At 70.4% G+C, this 15,193-nt stretch carries 15 protein-coding genes; 3 read left to right on the forward strand and 12 right to left on the reverse strand.

The features are described from left to right. The first annotated feature begins 111 nt into the window (after positions 1–111). Positions 112–1,239, forward strand: coding sequence for a DUF4192 family protein (locus tag LC452_RS17100; RefSeq protein ID WP_223627414.1), 1,128 nt, complete (start codon positions 112–114; stop codon positions 1,237–1,239). A gap of 14 nt (positions 1,240–1,253) precedes the next feature. Here the strand turns inward: LC452_RS17100 and lysS are convergent, their stop codons facing one another. Beyond that, positions 1,254–2,786 (reverse strand): lysine--tRNA ligase, encoded by a 1,533-nt coding sequence (gene lysS, locus LC452_RS17105; RefSeq protein WP_223627416.1) that lies wholly within the window; start codon positions 2,784–2,786, stop codon positions 1,254–1,256. A 79-nt stretch (positions 2,787–2,865) separates the two neighbouring features. Between lysS and LC452_RS17110 the strand changes: the two genes are divergently transcribed. Continuing rightward, entirely contained in the window at positions 2,866–4,734 is a 1,869-nt protein-coding gene (locus LC452_RS17110) for a DUF2207 domain-containing protein (protein WP_223627418.1), read from the forward strand. 18 nt (positions 4,735–4,752) lie between these two features. Here LC452_RS17110 and LC452_RS17115 read toward each other — a convergent pair whose 3' ends face one another. Genes LC452_RS17115 through hpt form a run of 10 tightly spaced genes read right to left on the reverse strand, consistent with a single transcriptional unit; the run spans position 4,753 to position 13,469 of the window. Further along, positions 4,753–5,445, reverse strand: coding sequence for a DUF2520 domain-containing protein (locus tag LC452_RS17115; RefSeq protein WP_223627420.1), 693 nt, complete (start codon positions 5,443–5,445; stop codon positions 4,753–4,755). A 4-nt stretch (positions 5,446–5,449) separates the two neighbouring features. Next, positions 5,450–7,453, reverse strand: coding sequence for a PH domain-containing protein (locus LC452_RS17120; RefSeq protein WP_308116484.1), 2,004 nt, complete (start codon positions 7,451–7,453; stop codon positions 5,450–5,452). After that, positions 7,450–8,031 carry a PH domain-containing protein gene (locus LC452_RS17125; RefSeq protein WP_223627422.1) on the reverse strand — a complete coding sequence of 194 codons (582 nt, stop codon included), beginning with the start codon at positions 8,029–8,031 and terminating at the stop codon, positions 7,450–7,452. Before LC452_RS17125 ends, LC452_RS17120 begins: the two co-directional genes overlap by 4 nt. Continuing rightward, positions 7,982–8,464, reverse strand: a complete 483-nt coding sequence (locus LC452_RS17130; RefSeq protein WP_223627425.1) for a DUF3180 domain-containing protein — start codon at positions 8,462–8,464, stop codon at positions 7,982–7,984. Before LC452_RS17130 ends, LC452_RS17125 begins: the two co-directional genes overlap by 50 nt. Continuing rightward, entirely contained in the window at positions 8,461–9,000 is a 540-nt protein-coding gene (folK, locus tag LC452_RS17135; protein WP_223627426.1) for a 2-amino-4-hydroxy-6-hydroxymethyldihydropteridine diphosphokinase, read from the reverse strand. Before folK ends, LC452_RS17130 begins: the two co-directional genes overlap by 4 nt. Beyond that, positions 8,997–9,392, reverse strand: coding sequence for a dihydroneopterin aldolase (folB, locus tag LC452_RS17140; RefSeq protein WP_223627428.1), 396 nt, complete (start codon positions 9,390–9,392; stop codon positions 8,997–8,999). The genes folK and folB overlap by 4 nt, the downstream gene beginning before the upstream one ends. A 31-nt stretch (positions 9,393–9,423) precedes the next feature. Then, positions 9,424–10,233: a dihydropteroate synthase gene (gene folP, locus LC452_RS17145; protein ID WP_223627430.1), complete on the reverse strand. Its 810-nt coding sequence runs from the start codon at positions 10,231–10,233 to the stop codon at positions 9,424–9,426. Then, positions 10,230–10,856, reverse strand: a complete 627-nt coding sequence (gene folE / locus LC452_RS17150) for a GTP cyclohydrolase I (protein WP_223627431.1) — start codon at positions 10,854–10,856, stop codon at positions 10,230–10,232. The genes folP and folE overlap by 4 nt, the downstream gene beginning before the upstream one ends. 1 nt (position 10,857) lies before the next feature. Further along, a complete protein-coding gene (gene ftsH / locus LC452_RS17155) occupies positions 10,858–12,858 on the reverse strand; it encodes an ATP-dependent zinc metalloprotease FtsH (RefSeq protein WP_223627433.1) in 2,001 nt (666 codons plus the stop codon). A 59-nt stretch (positions 12,859–12,917) separates the two neighbouring features. Beyond that, positions 12,918–13,469 (reverse strand): hypoxanthine phosphoribosyltransferase, encoded by a 552-nt coding sequence (gene hpt, locus LC452_RS17160; protein ID WP_136054430.1) that lies wholly within the window; start codon positions 13,467–13,469, stop codon positions 12,918–12,920. Positions 13,470–13,567: 98 nt separating this feature from the next. Here hpt and LC452_RS17165 point away from each other — a divergent pair, with 98 nt between their 5' ends. After that, entirely contained in the window at positions 13,568–14,164 is a 597-nt protein-coding gene (locus LC452_RS17165; RefSeq protein ID WP_223627435.1) for a DUF937 domain-containing protein, read from the forward strand. Here LC452_RS17165 and tilS read toward each other — a convergent pair whose 3' ends face one another. After that, positions 14,165–15,157 (reverse strand): tRNA lysidine(34) synthetase TilS, encoded by a 993-nt coding sequence (gene tilS, locus LC452_RS17170; RefSeq protein WP_223627436.1) that lies wholly within the window; start codon positions 15,155–15,157, stop codon positions 14,165–14,167. It abuts the gene before it with no gap. Between the last annotated feature and the right edge of the window lie 36 nt (positions 15,158–15,193).

A 15,193-nucleotide genomic window follows, 5' to 3' on the forward strand; every position in this document is an offset into this window, starting at 1 on the left:
CCTCCATCGTACGCGAGCGACTCTTCGTCCACATTCGTCGCTTCCCCGGCAAACTCTCCACAGGAGCCTTTTCCGCACCCGGCCGACCCACGGTTCGATGACACTCCTGGGATGACCACACTGCTTCGCGCCTCCGACTCCGCCGGTTTCCTCCGGATCGTGCCCACGCTCGCCGGCTTCACGCCGCGGCAGAGCATCGTGCTCCTGCCGTTCCGCGGGTCCCGCGCCTACGGCGCGATGCGTCTCGACCTGCCGGGCGACGACGTCCCCCTCGAGGAGTATGCCGACGCCGCGGTCGGGCTCGCCCTGCGCGTGGAGGGGACGGATGCCGTCGCGCTCGTCGTCTACACCGATTCCGAGGTGCACCCCACGCGCGACGGGCTCGTGCTGCCGTTCGCGGTCGAGGTCGACGAGCTGCTCGGCTGCGCGGATGACGCCGGGCTTCGCGTCGTCGACGCCCTCTGCGTGACGCCCGCAGGCTGGTCGAGCTACCTCGTCGACGACCCGGTGATCGGCGCTCTCAGCGAGATCGATGCCGTCGCGTTCCCGACCGCCGATGACGTGTCCGGCGACGTGTCCGGCGACCAGTTCTCCGGAACCGAGCTCCCCGCCGCCGACCTCGCGGAGAAGGAGCGCGTGGGGCAGGCGCTCCTCGAGTTCACCGAGATGCTGAGCCGCGACAGATGCGGCACGCTCACGGGGCGGGAGAACCCGCTGGCGATCGCCGCCCTGGTGACGCTGGAGGATGTGCCGGCGTTCTTCGAGTCGGTGCTGCGCACTCCCGATGATCTGCCGCCGTTCGCGACCGCGGCGCTGCTGTGGTGCCTCGACCGTCCGCTCTTCCGCGATGTCGCGATCGCGCAGTGGGCGACCGACCTGGCCGGCGGCATGCGCACGCTCGGCGCCCAGCTCGCCTTCGCCGGTTCCGGCTCGATGGTTCCCGACGATCTGGGCCAGGTCTTCCTGGGCCGCGGACCCGCTCCCGACCCCGATCGGCTCCGCGTCGCGCTGTCGGTGGTGCGGCACGCCGCGGCACGCGCTCCGCGAGCCTCACGACCTGCGCCGCTGACAGCCGCGGCGTGGCTGTCCTGGGCGCTCGGTCGCTCTACCCACGCGGGCCGCTACCTCGAGATGGTCCGCGAGATCGATCCGCAGTACGGTCTCGCCGCGCTGCTCGAGACGATGATCGGCGGCGCCCTGCTGCCGGAATGGGCGTTCCGGCGTGGCCCGGTGGGGTGACCGGGGTCCGACGGCTACTTGACGAGGGGGAAGAGGATGGTCTCGCGGATCCCGAGTCCGGTGATCGCCATCAGGAGGCGATCGATGCCCATGCCCATGCCGCCCGACGGCGGCATGCCGTGCTCGAGCGCCCGCAGGAACTCCTCGTCGACGGGCATCGCCTCGACGTCACCGCGCGCCGCGAGCTTGGCCTGCTCGACGAAGCGCTCGCGCTGGATCACCGGGTCGACGAGCTCGGAGTATCCGGTCGCCAGTTCGAAGCCGCGGATGTACAGGTCCCACTTCTCCACGACGCCCGCGGTCGACCGGTGCTCGCGCACCAGGGGCGAGGTGTCGACCGGGAAGTCCATCACGAAGGTCGGGCGCACCAGGTCGCCCTTCACGAAGTGCTCCCACAGCTCCTCGACCAGCTTGCCGTGCGTGGCCTGCGCCGGAAGGTCGACACCGTTGGCCTCGGCGAAGGCGATCAGGTCGTCCACGGAGTCCTGCGGGGTGACCGTGCGGCCCGATGCGGCCGAGAGCGACTCGTACATCGAGATGCGGTCCCACTCGCCGCCGAGGTCGTACTCGGTGCCGTCGGCCCAGGTCACCGTCGTCGAGCCGGTCACCGCGATCGCGGCCTGCTGCACGAGCTCCTGCGTGAGGGCGGCCATCTGGTTGTAGTCGCCATACGCCTGGTAGGCCTCGAGCATCGCGAACTCCGGGCTGTGCGTCGAGTCGGCGCCCTCGTTGCGGAAGTTGCGGTTGATCTCGAAAACGCGCTCGATGCCGCCGACGACCGCGCGCTTCAGGTAGAGCTCCGGCGCGATGCGCAGATACAGCTCGGTGTCGAAGGCGTTGGAGCGGGTGATGAACGGACGAGCGGACGCGCCGCCGTGCTGCACCTGCAGCATCGGCGTCTCGACCTCGAGGTAGTCGTGGTTCGTGAAAGTGGCGCGCAGGCTCGCGTTCACGGCAGCGCGGGCGCGGACGGTGATGCGTGCCTGTTCACGGACGATGAGATCGAGGTAGCGGCTGCGGACGCGGCCCTCTTCGCTCAGCTCGGAGTACGCGTTCGGCAGCGGGAGGATCGCCTTCGATGCGATCGTCCAGTCGTCGGCCATGATCGAGAGCTCGCCGCGGCGGCTGGAGATGACCTCGCCGTGCACGAAGACATGGTCGCCGAGGTCGACGAGCTCCTTCCACTCCGCGAGGGACTCCTCGCCGACGTTCGCCAGCGAGATCATCGCCTGGATGCGCGTGCCGTCGCCGGCCTGCAGCGTCGCGAAGCAGAGCTTGCCGGTGTTGCGGCTGAACACCACGCGCCCGGCCACCCCGACGACGACGCCGGTCTCGGCACCCGCCTCGAGTTCGCCGTACTCCGCGCGGAGCGCCGGGATGCTGTGCGTCACCGGGACGCCGACCGGGAACGCGCCGCCCGCGGCATCCGCCCGATTCGCGATCAGGCGTTCGCGCTTGGCGAGACGCACGGCCTTCTGCTCGTGGACGTCCTCTTCGTTCGAAGGGTCGGCCGAAGCCGATTCGGGCGCGGCGGACGCGTCAGTCATGTGCGGTGCTCCTTGAAGTCCTCCCCAGTTTACCGAGGCGGCGCGCCGAGTCTTCGCGCGGGCTGGGTAGCCTCGAAGCATGACCCCGCCACGGATCATCCACGCGCTCGCCGTCCTCGCCCTCGCACTCGTCGGCGTCGCCGCGCCGGTGGCGGCGGTGGCGGCGCCGGGATCGTCCGTGCGCCCGGCGGCATCGGAGGACGTGGACGACTTCTCCTACGCCTCCTGGGATGCCGTGTTCGAGGTCGGAATCGATGACGACGGTCGCGCGCGCATGCACGTCACCGAGACGCTCGTCGCCCGCTTCCCCGAATACGACCAGAACCGCGGCATCGTCCGCGGGCTCCCGACGAGCTACGAGGGCGCCGGCATCGACACCCGGGTGCTGTCGGTGAAGGACGAGCAGGGAGCGGACGTCCCCTACGAGACCGACGACGAAGACGGTCTGCTGCTGATCCTCACCGGAAACGATGACTACGTGCGAGGACTCACCACCTACGTCATCGAGTACGAGATGCGCGACGTGATCCTCGCTGCCGGAGCATCGCGAGCAGCACGCGGCGACGGCTCGGGCCATCCTGCCGTGGACGAGTTCTACTGGGATCTCCTCCCGCTCGACAGCACCCAGCCCATCGAGCGCTTCCGTGCCGACATCGTCTTCGACTCCGCGATGGGCGCGCAGCTCGTCGGAGCGACGAGCTGCTATGCCGGTGTCTCCGGCGCGGCCGACGAGTGCGAGCTTCAGGGCCCCGCCGTCGACGGCGGCCTCGCGACGTTCCGGGTCGAGTCCGGAGAGCGGCCTGCGGGCGACGGCGTGACGGTCGCGATCGGCTTCGAACCGGGAACGGTCGTGCAGCCGTCGGCGCGCACGCCGAATCCCGTCACCGACACGGCACCTCTGGTCGCCGCCATCGGCGCCGCCGGACTGGCGGTCGGCGGATGGCTGAGCGTGTCGGCCTTCCAGCGCCGCCGCCGCGTCGCGACCGGCATCATCGTCGCCCAGTACGACGTGCCCGACGCGATGCCTCCCCTGCTTGCCGCCGCCATCGTGCCCGGTGCGAAAGACGTGATCCCCGCCGAGATCGTGCACCTCGCCGTGCGCGGCACCCTGCGCATCGAAGAAGGCGGCTCTCCGGAGAATCCGCGGTTGCGACGCCTCCCGGGAGCGCGCATCCCCGACCAGCTCGATGTCGAAGCACTCGATGCCCTCTTCCTGAAGGCCAACGACGGGGGTGTGGTCGACGTTCCGAGCGCGAGCGAGTCCTTCGCCGGGCGGATGACGGCGCTCACGCAGTCCGGGAAGGCCGCTGCGGCGTCCCGCGGACTCACGACCGGGGCGCGCAGTCGAGTCGCCGTGATCGTGCAGTGGTGCGCGATCGCCCTCGCCGTCGTCGGCTTGGGGGTCTCGGTGTGGGGCGTGAGCTCCGGTCGGCTCTCGGCGATCCCGGCGCTCGTCGCGGTCTCGTTCGGCGTCGTCCTCGTGCTCATCGCCGGCTTCTACTCCTTCACCAAGCACACCGTCCTCACCCCCGAAGGCGCCCGCGAGTTCGAATATCTGCAGGGTGTCAAGGAGTTCATCCGGGTCGCGGATGCCGACCGCCTGCGCATGCTGCAGTCGTACAGCGGAGCCGAACGTCGGCAGGACGGCACGGCCGACGTCATCCACGTGTACGAGCGGCTGCTCCCCTACGCGATGCTGTTCGGCATGGAGAAGGAGTGGGGCGACGTGCTGGAGAAGGCGTACCTGCGCGAGCAGCGCGGCCCCGGCTGGATCGGCGATCCATCCACGCCCTACGTCGGCGTCTATCTCTCCGCCTTCACGGCGTCGTCCCACGCGGCATCGGTGTACACGTCGCCGTCTGCGGGAACATCATCGAGCTCGGGCGGATCCTTCGGCGGCGGATTCTCCGGCGGCGGAGGCGGCGGAGGGTTCTCCGGAGGACGCTGAACCGCCGGCCTGCACTCGTCAGACCAGCGGCGGCGGATCGGATGCTTCGCGCAGCGCCCGCTCGACAGTCGACTGCACGAGCGCCGAGAGGTAGCCGCCCGGATTCTCGACGCCGATCTCGCGCAGCCGCGCGGTCGACTGCCCGATGATCGACCGCGAGAACTCCGTCGCAGTCTGGATGGCATCCGCGTACGCGGGACGATCCTCTTCCGCGATCACGATCGGCTCACAGCCCATCTCCACCGCGAGCGCCTGCGCGATCGGCAGCACCGCGGCCGCGGCGGTCACCGCTGCGAAACCCGCCTGCAGCTGGCGCAGGTCGATCGATGTCCCCGTGAAGGTGATGGCGGGGTGCACGGCGAGCGGGATCGCTCCGCGTTCCGCAGCCGGCCGCAGGATCTCGGTGCCGTGGGCCGGATCGGTGTGCAGCACGAGCTGACCGATCTGCCACCCACCCACCTCGGCGATGCCCGCGACGAGCGACCCGAGCTGATCGGTCGGGACCGCCAGGATCACGAGCTCCGCGCGGCGCACCACCTCGAGCGCGTCGAGGACCGGCACCTCGGGCAGGACGGCGGAGGCGCGTTCATCGTCCGAACCGCTCGTGATGCCGACGATCGCGTGGCCGGCACCCCCGAGTGCCGCGCCGATCACCGGTCCGACGCGCCCTGCACCGATGATGCCGACGCCGAGACGCCCGTCACGCACCACCGCGTCACTCCCCGTTCGTGGCGGGTGGCGCAGGCGGCGGAGAGACCGGAGGTGCGGGCGGTGCCACGGGAGGCGCAGGAGGCGGAGCCACCGGCGGCGCGGGAGGTGCAGGCGGAGCCGCCGGAGGCGCAGGCGGAGCCACCGGAGGCGCAGGCGGAGTCACCGGAGGCGCAGGAGGCGGAGCCACCGGAGGCGCAGGAGGCGGAGTCGTCACCGGCGGCGCGGGCAGCGGCACGGGCGGACCCGACGGCGCCGGGAGATCCGTGTACGCCGGTGCCCCGTACGCCGGAGGGGCGGGAGGCGTCGGCGGAGCGACCGGAGCGTGCGCGCTCCAGCGGTGGCTGGTGTCGCGCGACGCGGCCTCGGCGGCCGCGCGGCTGACATCCCCGAGCAGCGCGAGCGCGTCCTCGCGCTCGAGCCCGGACAGGTACCCGGTGATCGGACCCGGCGCAGTGTGCACCTGGGCACCGGAGACGCGCTGCGCCCGGTCGATGGGCCCCTGCGAGAGCGAGACGCCCTGCAGGCGGGCCAGCGGGAAGACGGCGAGCTTGCGCCACACGACGCCGCGCCGCAGCAGCAGCCCGAAGTCGGCGACCGAGTAGCCGTGCCGCTTCCACGACAGCGGACGACGCCACCAGGCCCGTCGCGGCATCCGGCGGAACGGGTCGCCCTCGGTCGGGCCGACGATGCCCTGCTCCCAGAGGAAGGGGATGCTCGCCGCGGGCACGTCCGGGAGGACCAGGCCGAGCACGCGCTCCACATCGGCGCGCTTGCCGACCGGGAGCACGACGTTGAACTGCTGAGCGCTGCCGGACTGCTGCGCCGCCGCGCTCTTGCCGCTCATGCGGTTGATCTTGATCGTCCACCACCCGAACGGACGCCACAGCAGCGACTGCGACACCTCGACGGCGAAGATGCGTCCGGGCGGGAGCGTCTCGGTCACGGTCGTGAGCAGACCGTAGGTGATGCGCACCCCGTCGGGCGTCGGCGCGATCGAGTAGCGCAGCGACTTGGAGATCTGCGCCCAGGTGATACCGACGACCGCGACGACCATGGGGATTCCCATGGCCAGCCCGATGCCGAGCAGCACCACTCCGCCTTCGGTGTCTCCGTCGGCGAGGACGCCGATGATCGTGCTGCCGAGCGCGATCGCGAAGATCACGCCGAAGAACAGCAGCCAGAGCAGTCCGGAGATCAGCTGCGAGCCGATCAGGCGGCCGGTCGGGATCTTGACGACGCTCTCGGGGGCGACGTCGGCGAGGTCGACGCCGGTGATGAGGCTGGTGACGCCCTCGTTCACCGATCCGCGCAGCTGCGCGCGTGTCGATGCCGGAGCGCCCGGGTGCGCGGCATCCGCTCCTGCGACCGGCTGCTGCGGGCCGAGCGCGGCCTGGCGCGCGGCCCTGGCACCGGAGGCGAGACGCAGGATGTCGGAGCGCACCGACTCGGCGCGTGACGTGGCGAGGTACTCGAGGTCGACGTTCGCGTCGTTGCCGGCGCCGACGACCTCGAGCTTCGCGAGCCCGATGATCCTCGCGGGGAAGGGACGGGTGAGGTTCACGCCCTGCACGCGGTCGAGCGGCGCACGCCGGTGCGACCGGAAGACGATGCCCTTGCGCACCTCGACGTGATCGCCGGTGATGCGGAACTGATGGAATCTCCACAGGAACCAGAAGATCGCCACGAGCACGACCACGAGGCCCAGCACGCCGAGCAGCACCAGCAGGATCAGGTTGTTGTCGACCACCCAGTCGACCGGGTCGCCGCCGGTGTAGTCGCCGTAGTGCGCCTCCTCGGGCGTGAAGAGCTCGACGAACCAGGTGATGATCCGATCCCGCATGTTCGCGATCACGATACCCGCGACGATAATCAGGACGAGCCCGCCCTTGAACAGCGGCGTGAGCGGATGCATCCGGTGCCATTCGCCGTCGGCGAGGGTCGTCGATGCGTCGCCCACCGGGGCGGATGCCGGCGCGTTCGGGGCGGCGGGGAACTGCTGCTCGCTCACAGGCCGGTCCGGCGGGTCTCGGCCACTTCGATGAGGGTGTCGCGCAGCGCCTCGGATGCGGACTGCGTGAGTCCCGGGATCTGCACTCCGGTCGTCGCCGCGGCGGTGACCATCTTCAGCTGCGAGATGCCGAACGCGCGGTCGAGCGGCCCCTGGGTGATGTCGACGAGCTGCATGCGTCCGTAGGGCACGGCGATCATCCGCTGCCACAGGATGCCCTTGCGGAACACGATGTCGTCGGCGCGGAGCATGTAGCCGATCGCCTTCGCCTGACGCGGCAGGATGATGAGCGCGATCACCGTGATGAGCAGGATCACACCGGCGGGGATCCACACCCAGTCCTGCTTCAGCAGGACGTTGAGCGCGACGGCGACGGCCGCCACGAAGACGATGAAGATCACGTTCTGCACGATCTGCGAGACGACGTACCGCGGAGAGATCTGGTGCCAGGTGCCGTCGAGCTCCAGACGCGCTTCGTTCCGCGCGGTGCGCAGCTGCGTGTATGTGCCCTGGTCGAGGGCGTCGCGATCAGTGCCCTCCGCCGGGTTCAGGGGCGCGGTCTCTGGGTTCTGAGTCATCAGGATCCTTCGGCAGGGTGCAGAACTGTTCGGCGACGAGCGCGGCGATCACGAGGATGATCGCGCTCCCGATCAGGGCCAGCATGGCCACAGTCGACCCTACCTGTGGATCGACGGGACGGGACAGGAGGAACACCAGGAGGCCGGCGCCGAGACCGGCCATGATCGCCCCGAGCAGGCTGGACGCGCGGGCGAGAGTGGCCGCCCGGAGCGCGCGGAAGGGATCGATCCGGATGCCGGAGCGCACGCTGCGGCGCACCGGCCAGGCGACGCCGAGCGCCGCGGCCGCGATCAGCAGGAGCAGCACCGGCAAGAACAGCGACGGCGTGAACGTCGAGCGTCCGCTCGCGGTGAGCAGATGATCGAGGAGGAATCCGCCGCCGGCTCCGAGCAGGGCGAGCACGGCCAGGAGTCCGGGCGATGTGCGCCTCATCCGTCGCCCTCGGCGCGCAGCTCGGCGGCGAGCTCGGCCACCCGGCCGTGGCCGATCAGCTCGGCCTCGGCGTCGATGTCCAGCCAGGGATCCAGCACGAAGAGGCGCTCGGCGGCCCGCGGGTGCGGGAGCTGCAGACGCGGGTGATCGGACACGACATCGCCGTAGGCGATCAGATCGAGGTCGAGGGTGCGATCGCCCCAGCGCTCACGACGCTCGCGGCCGTTCTCGTCTTCGATGGCGTGCAGCATCCCGAGCAGGATCTCGGGCGCGAGTCGCGTCGTGACCAGCGCGACGGCGTTGACGTAGCCGGGCGCGTCGGGATCAGGCCCGTCGACGCGGAGCGCGACCGTGTCGAACAGCCGGGAGAGGCGCACATCGCTGACCAGGGGCAGCCGGGCGATGCGGTCGGCGGCGGCGCGGACCGTCGCGTGTCGCTCACCGAGGTTCGCGCCGAGGGCGACGACGGCGACGACCTCCGGCCGACCGGGGCGGCGATCGGGGGTGTCGAGGGGCTGGGCGAGGTTGCGGCTCATGCGGTGATGTCCTCCAGGCCGGCGGAATTGCGGGTGCGGTGCACGGTGACGGACACGTCGGCGAAGGTGAGCGGGATCGGGGCGTGCGGCTTGTGCACCGTGACGATGACGCCCTGCACGCGCGCATCCTCGAGGGCGACGTCGGCGATCCGCGCCGCGAGCGTCTCGATGAGGTTCACCGGCTCACCCGCGACCACCGCCGCGACCTTCTCCGCCAGCTCGCCGTAGTGCACGGTGTCGCTCACGTCGTCGGATGCCGCGGCCTGCTCGAGCGCGAGATGGAGGCGGAGATCGATCGTGAACTCCTGGCCGTCCTGGCGCTCGTGGTCGTAGACGCCGTGGCGCCCGAACACGGTCAGCCCCGTGAGGGCGATCTCGTCGAGGAAGTCCATGTGCCTAGCGTACGGGGGCCGTCCGGCCGCCTCACCCCGTCCAGGCATGGACGACCGCGAGGGCGTCACGGGTCGACGCGACGTCGTGGACGCGCACGGCCCAGACGCCGGCACGCGCGGCGAGCGCGCTGGTGACCGCGGTGGCCAGGTCACGACGGGACTCCGACACCTCGTCGCCGCCGACGCTGTCGTGCTGCAGCGTCTCGGCGAGGAACCGCTTGCGGGAGGTTCCGACGAGCACTCGGGGACCGAGGGCCACGATCTCGTCGAGACCGCGCAACACGTCCCAGTTCTGGGCTCCCGCCTTCGCGAAGCCGATGCCCGGATCGACGATCAGACGCGACGGTGCGATGCCGGATGCCGCGGCCTCTCCGACGCGCTCCTGGAGCTCTCCCGCGACCTCCCTGGCGACGCGGCGATATTCGGCGTGCGCGTACATGTCGGCGGAGAACCCGCGCCAGTGCCCGATCGCGAAATCCGCACCGGACTCGGCTACGGCGGCGCGCATGTCGGGGTCGGCGAGCCCGCCTGAGACGTCGTTCACGATCCGGGCGCCGGCGCGCACGGCCGCGGCGGCGGTGGCTGCGCTGAGCGTGTCGATGCTGACGGGCACACCGGCCGCGACGAGCTGCTCGATCACCGGGATCACCCTCTGCTGCTCGACCTCGGTGCCGACGCGCTCTGCGCCGGGCCTGGTCGACTCCCCGCCGACGTCGAGCACGCTCGCGCCTTCGGCGCGCAGCCGCAGCCCATGGGCGACCGCCCGGTCGACCTCGAGGTAGCGCCCGCCGTCGCTGAACGAATCGGGGGTGACGTTGACGATCCCCCAGATCGCGGTCATCCCGGCAGTCCTCGCTCGAGACCATGGGGCCCTGAGCTGGTCGAAGGACCGATCAGACTGATGAGCTCTGCCCGAGCCGCGGCATCCGTGTACTCGCCGCGCGCGGCGATCGTGAGCGTCGACGCCTCGGTCTGCCTCCCGCCGCGCATCGTGACGCAGCCGTGGCTGGCATCGAGCACCACGAGCACGCCGCGGGTGTCGAGGTGTTCCGCGATGGTGTCGGCGATCTGCTCTCCGAGACGCTCCTGCACCTGCGGACGGGCGGCGAGGATCTCGACGACGCGCACGAGAGCGCCGAGGCCCACGACCTGCTCCCCCGGAAGATAGGCGAGGTGGGCGTGGCCGGCGAACGGCAGCAGGTGGTGCTCGCACACCGAGCGGAACCGGATGTCCCGCAGCAGCACCGCCCCGGACGGGAGGGTGTCGGGTGCGGGTCCTCGCGTCACGCTGATGGTGCGCGCGAGCGGCTCCGCGGCATCCGCACCGACACCGGCGAAGAACTCCGCATACAGCTCGGCCATCCGCGCCGGGGTCTGCTTCAGGCCCGGCCGATCGGGGTCTTCGCCGATCGCCTCCAGCAGCTCACGCGTGAGCCGCTCGATGCGCTGCGAGTCGACCGTCACGTCACGCCGTCGCGGGACGCGGGTGGCCCGCACCCGCCGAGCCCTGCTGCGTGCGCGGTGCGGCGGCAGGAGCCTGGACGGATGCCGCGAGCGACACGTCCTTCTTCGGCACCTCGACCGGCGGCCGCTCGGAGACCGGGCGGTCCTCGCTCGACAGCCACAGCGGACGCTCCGGCAGCTTCTTGATCTCGGTGAAGATCTCGGCGATCTGGTTGTGGTCGAGGGTCTCCTCCTCGAGCAGAGCCAGGGCGAGCCTGTCGAGGATGTCGCGGTTCGCGCTGATGACCTCGTAGGCCTCGTTGTGCGCCTGCTCGATGAGCCCGCGCACCTCGGCGTCGACCCGCTCGGCGACCTTCTCGGAGTACTCGCGTCCGCGGCCCATGTCGCGGCCGGCGAAGGGTTCGCCGCCCTCGGTGCCGAGCTTGACCGGACCCACCTGTGTGGTCATGCCGTACTCGATGACCATCTTCCGGGCGATCGAGGTCGCCTTCTCGATGTCGTTCGAGGCGCCGGTGGTCGGGTCGTGGAAGATGATCTCCTCCGCGACGCGGCCGCCCATGGCGTAGGTCAACTGGTCCTGCAGCTCGTTGCGGGTGATCGAGTACTTGTCGTCCAGCGGCAGCACCATCGTGTAGCCGAGAGCCTTGCCACGGGGCAGGATCGTGATCTTGGTGACCGGGTCGGTGTAGTTCATCGCCGCGGCCGCGAGCGCGTGTCCGCCCTCGTGGTACGCCGTGATGAGCTTCTCCTTGTCGCGCATCACCCGGGTACGACGCTGCGGACCGGCGATGACGCGGTCGATGGCCTCGTCGAGGGCGCGGTTGTCGACCAGCTGCGCGTTGGAGCGCGCGGTCAGGAGGGCCGCCTCGTTCAGGACGTTCGCGAGATCGGCACCCGTGAAGCCCGGGGTCTTGCGGGCGACGACCTCGAGGTCGACGCTCTTCGCCAGCGGCTTGCCCTTGCTGTGCACCTCGAGGATCTTCTGACGACCCTTGAGGTCGGGGGCGTCCACGCCGATCTGACGGTCGAAGCGGCCGGGGCGCAGCAGGGCGGGGTCGAGGATGTCGGGACGGTTCGTCGCCGCGATCACGATGACGTTCGCGTTCGGGTCGAAGCCGTCCATCTCGACGAGCATCTGGTTGAGCGTCTGCTCGCGCTCGTCGTTGCCGCCGCCCATGCCGGCGCCGCGGTGACGGCCGACGGCGTCGATCTCGTCGATGAAGATGATGGCGGGGGCGTTCTCCTTGGCCTGGCCGAAGAGGTCGCGCACACGGGAGGCGCCGACGCCGACGAACATCTCGACGAAGTCCGAACCGGAGATGGAGTAGAAGGGGGCGCCGGCCTCACCGGCGACCGCGCGGGCGAGCAGCGTCTTGCCGGTTCCGGGAGGGCCGTACAGGAGCACGCCCTTCGGGATGCGGGCGCCGATCGCCTGGAACTTGGCGGGATCCTGCAGGAACTCCTTGATCTCGTGGAGTTCTTCGATGGCCTCGTCGGCGCCCGCGACGTCGGCGAAGGTGACCGTCGGGGTCTCCTTGTTGACGAGCTTGGCCTTCGACTTACCGAACTGCATGACCTTGCCACCGCCGCCCTGCATGGACGAGAGCAGCCACCAGAAGAGGAGGCCGAGCAGCACGAGCGGCAGCAGGAGCGAGAGGAAGCCGTCGAACCAGGTCGCACGCGGGACCGCGTCGTTGAAGCCGTCCTTGGGCGCGGCCTCGTTGATCGCGGAGACCACCTCGTCGGCGCGGGCGTCGACGTAGTAGAACTGCACGTTCTCGGCGCCCTGGAACGGCTTCGACAGGGTCATGTCGACCCGCTGGTCGCCGTCGGTGTTCACGACCTCGGTGACCGAGGTGCCGGAGAGCAGCTTCAGCCCCTCCTGGGTCGTGATCTGCTTGGGCGCCCCGAGGTTCGAGATGAGGAGGAAGCCGCCGAAGAGCAGCACGCCGATCAGCGCGACGTAGATCAGCGGATTCCGGGTGAGCTTCTTCACATCCATGATCCGATCAGCGTATCGCGCGTGCCCTAGGCACCCGCTGTGCGTTCACCCACGGCGTATCAGCTGTAGACGTGCGGTGCGAGCACCGCGACGTCGCGCAGGTTGCGGTACCGCTCGGCGTAGTCGAGGCCGTAGCCGACGACGAAGTCGGTGGGGATGTCGAAGCCGACGTACTTGCAGTCGATGACGACCTTCGCGGCCTCGGGCTTGCGCAGCAGCGCCAGCACCTCGATCGACTCGGCTCCGCGGGACTCGAAGTTCTCGAGCAGCCAGCTGAGGGTCAGGCCGGAGTCGATGATGTCCTCGACGATCAGCACGTGCTTGCCGTTGAGGTCGGTGTCGAGGTCCTTGCGGATCTGCACGACACCGCTCGACCGGGTGCTCGCGCCGTAGCTCGACACCGCCATCCAGTCCATCGGGGCGTGGAACGGCAGCGCCCGCGCGAAATCGGCCATCACCATCACCGCCCCCTTGAGCACGCCGACGAGGACGAGGTCCTTGCCTTCGTAGTCGGCGGCGACCTGCGCCGCGAGTTCGTCGAGCTTGGCGAGGATCTGCTCCTCTGTGACGAGGATCTGGGCAAGGTCGTCCTGGATTTCCGCGGCGCGCATGGATTGATTTTAGGCGACGCGAACAGGTGCCGGGATCCGGCTTCCGCACTACTGTGAGCGGTGAGACGGGCGGATGCCCACCGACGGAAGGAATCACCATGGCTCTTGACGACATCCTCAAGCAGGTGCCGGTCGACGACATCGCCGAGAAGCTCGGCGTCTCCCGCGACGAGGCGAAGGTCGCGATCGAGCAGGGCGGTGCGGTGCTGCTGGGCGGCCTCGCCAAGAACGCCGAGACCGCGGAGGGTTCCGCCGCCATCCAGAAGGCGCTGCAGAAGCACGAGGGCGCCACGGGCGCCTCGAAGGTCGACGATGTGGATCAGGCCGACGGAGGCAAGATCGTCGCGCACATCCTCGGCGGGAACGAGAAGGAGGTCACGTCGAAGCTCACCGAGTCGAAGGCGACCCCGGGCATCGACTTCGGCAAGCTCCTGCCGATCCTCGCGCCGATCGTGATGGGACTCATCGCGAACGCGAACAAGGACAAGAAGGCGGATGCCGGAACGGCGGACTCCGGCGGCGGCATCGGCGACCTCATCGGCGGTCTGCTCGGCGGCGGCAACAGCGGCTCCGGCGGCAGTGCGGGCGGCGGCGGCATCGGCGATGTGCTGGGCGGACTGCTCGGCGGCGGATCCGGCAGCGGAGGCGGCGGGATCGGCGACCTCCTGGGCGGCCTCTTCGGCGGCAAGAAGTAGTCAGCGACCGGATGCCGTGAAGACGATCTGCCCGCCTCGGCGAACGGCCGCGCAGCCGGGCAGATCGATCGGTCCCTGGCCCGCCCAGTCCGTGACGAGTCTCGCCACTTCCAGGGTCTGCGTGCGGGTCAGGCTGACGCCGAACTCGCTGTCGACGACGAGGCGGATGATGCGGTTCCGCAGGGCCGCGGGGTTCGCGGCGAGCGCGGCGACGCTGACCGAAATCCCGGCCTCGGCGTGCTCGACGATGTCCTCGATCGTCTCGTGGATCATCTCGTCGAACGCCTCGGCGTCCTCGCGGAGCTGGTCGGCCGTGCGTGCGAGCGCTTCGGCGATCCCCGGTCCGAGCTCCGCCTCGAGCACGGGGAGCACCCGCTCGCGTGCGCGGACGCGGGCGAAACGATCGTCGACATTGTGGGGGTCGTCCCAGGGGTCCAGATCGGATGCCGCGCAGAAGGCGCGCGTCGTCTCCCGTCGCACGCCGAGCAGCGGTCGCAGCCAGCGCAGCCCGTCCTCGTCCTCCCGCGACGGCGCCATGCCCTGCAGGCTGGCTGCCCCCGAGCCGCGGGCGAGGCCGAGCAGCACCGTCTCGGCCTGGTCGTCGAGCGTGTGTCCCAGGAGCACCGCGCGCGCGCCCCTCTCGGCTGCGGCGTCTCGCAGCACGCGGTAGCGCGCCTCACGCGCCGCCGCCTCGGGGCCGCCTTCGCCGTCGACGTCGACACGCACCACCACGGCTTCGAGACCGAGTCGGGTGGCGATGCTCGCCGCACGCGCGGCGACCTCCGCCGAGTCGACCTGCAGACGGTGATCGACCGTGACGGACGTCACGGGTATCCCCCGCTTCAACGCCTCGAAGGCCGTCGCCGCGGCGAGCGCGAGCGAGTCGGCGCCCCCGGAGAGGGCGACGATCACCGTCGAACCCTCCGGAAAGTCGGAGAGCGCGGTGCGCACGGCGAGGCGGATCTCTGCGATGACAGGTGAGAGCGACGGCACGTCTCCACGGTAGGACACGCGCCGTGTTCCGCGCGC

This window comes from Microbacterium sp. EST19A, from assembly GCF_019969685.1.
Taxonomy (GTDB): domain Bacteria; phylum Actinomycetota; class Actinomycetes; order Actinomycetales; family Microbacteriaceae; genus Microbacterium.

Coding starts and splice junctions, on each gene's coding strand:
- LC452_RS17100 (WP_223627414.1), top strand. CDS start 112: ATGACCACACTGCTTCGCGCCTCCGACTCCGCCGGTTTCCTCCGGATC.
- lysS (WP_223627416.1), bottom strand. CDS start 2,786: ATGACTGACGCGTCCGCCGCGCCCGAATCGGCTTCGGCCGACCCTTCG.
- LC452_RS17110 (WP_223627418.1), top strand. CDS start 2,866: ATGACCCCGCCACGGATCATCCACGCGCTCGCCGTCCTCGCCCTCGCA.
- LC452_RS17125 (WP_223627422.1), bottom strand. CDS start 8,031: ATGACTCAGAACCCAGAGACCGCGCCCCTGAACCCGGCGGAGGGCACT.
- LC452_RS17130 (WP_223627425.1), bottom strand. CDS start 8,464: ATGAGGCGCACATCGCCCGGACTCCTGGCCGTGCTCGCCCTGCTCGGA.
- folK (WP_223627426.1), bottom strand. CDS start 9,000: ATGAGCCGCAACCTCGCCCAGCCCCTCGACACCCCCGATCGCCGCCCC.
- folB (WP_223627428.1), bottom strand. CDS start 9,392: ATGGACTTCCTCGACGAGATCGCCCTCACGGGGCTGACCGTGTTCGGG.
- folP (WP_223627430.1), bottom strand. CDS start 10,233: ATGACCGCGATCTGGGGGATCGTCAACGTCACCCCCGATTCGTTCAGC.
- ftsH (WP_223627433.1), bottom strand. CDS start 12,858: ATGGATGTGAAGAAGCTCACCCGGAATCCGCTGATCTACGTCGCGCTG.
- hpt (WP_136054430.1), bottom strand. CDS start 13,469: ATGCGCGCCGCGGAAATCCAGGACGACCTTGCCCAGATCCTCGTCACA.
- LC452_RS17165 (WP_223627435.1), top strand. CDS start 13,568: ATGGCTCTTGACGACATCCTCAAGCAGGTGCCGGTCGACGACATCGCC.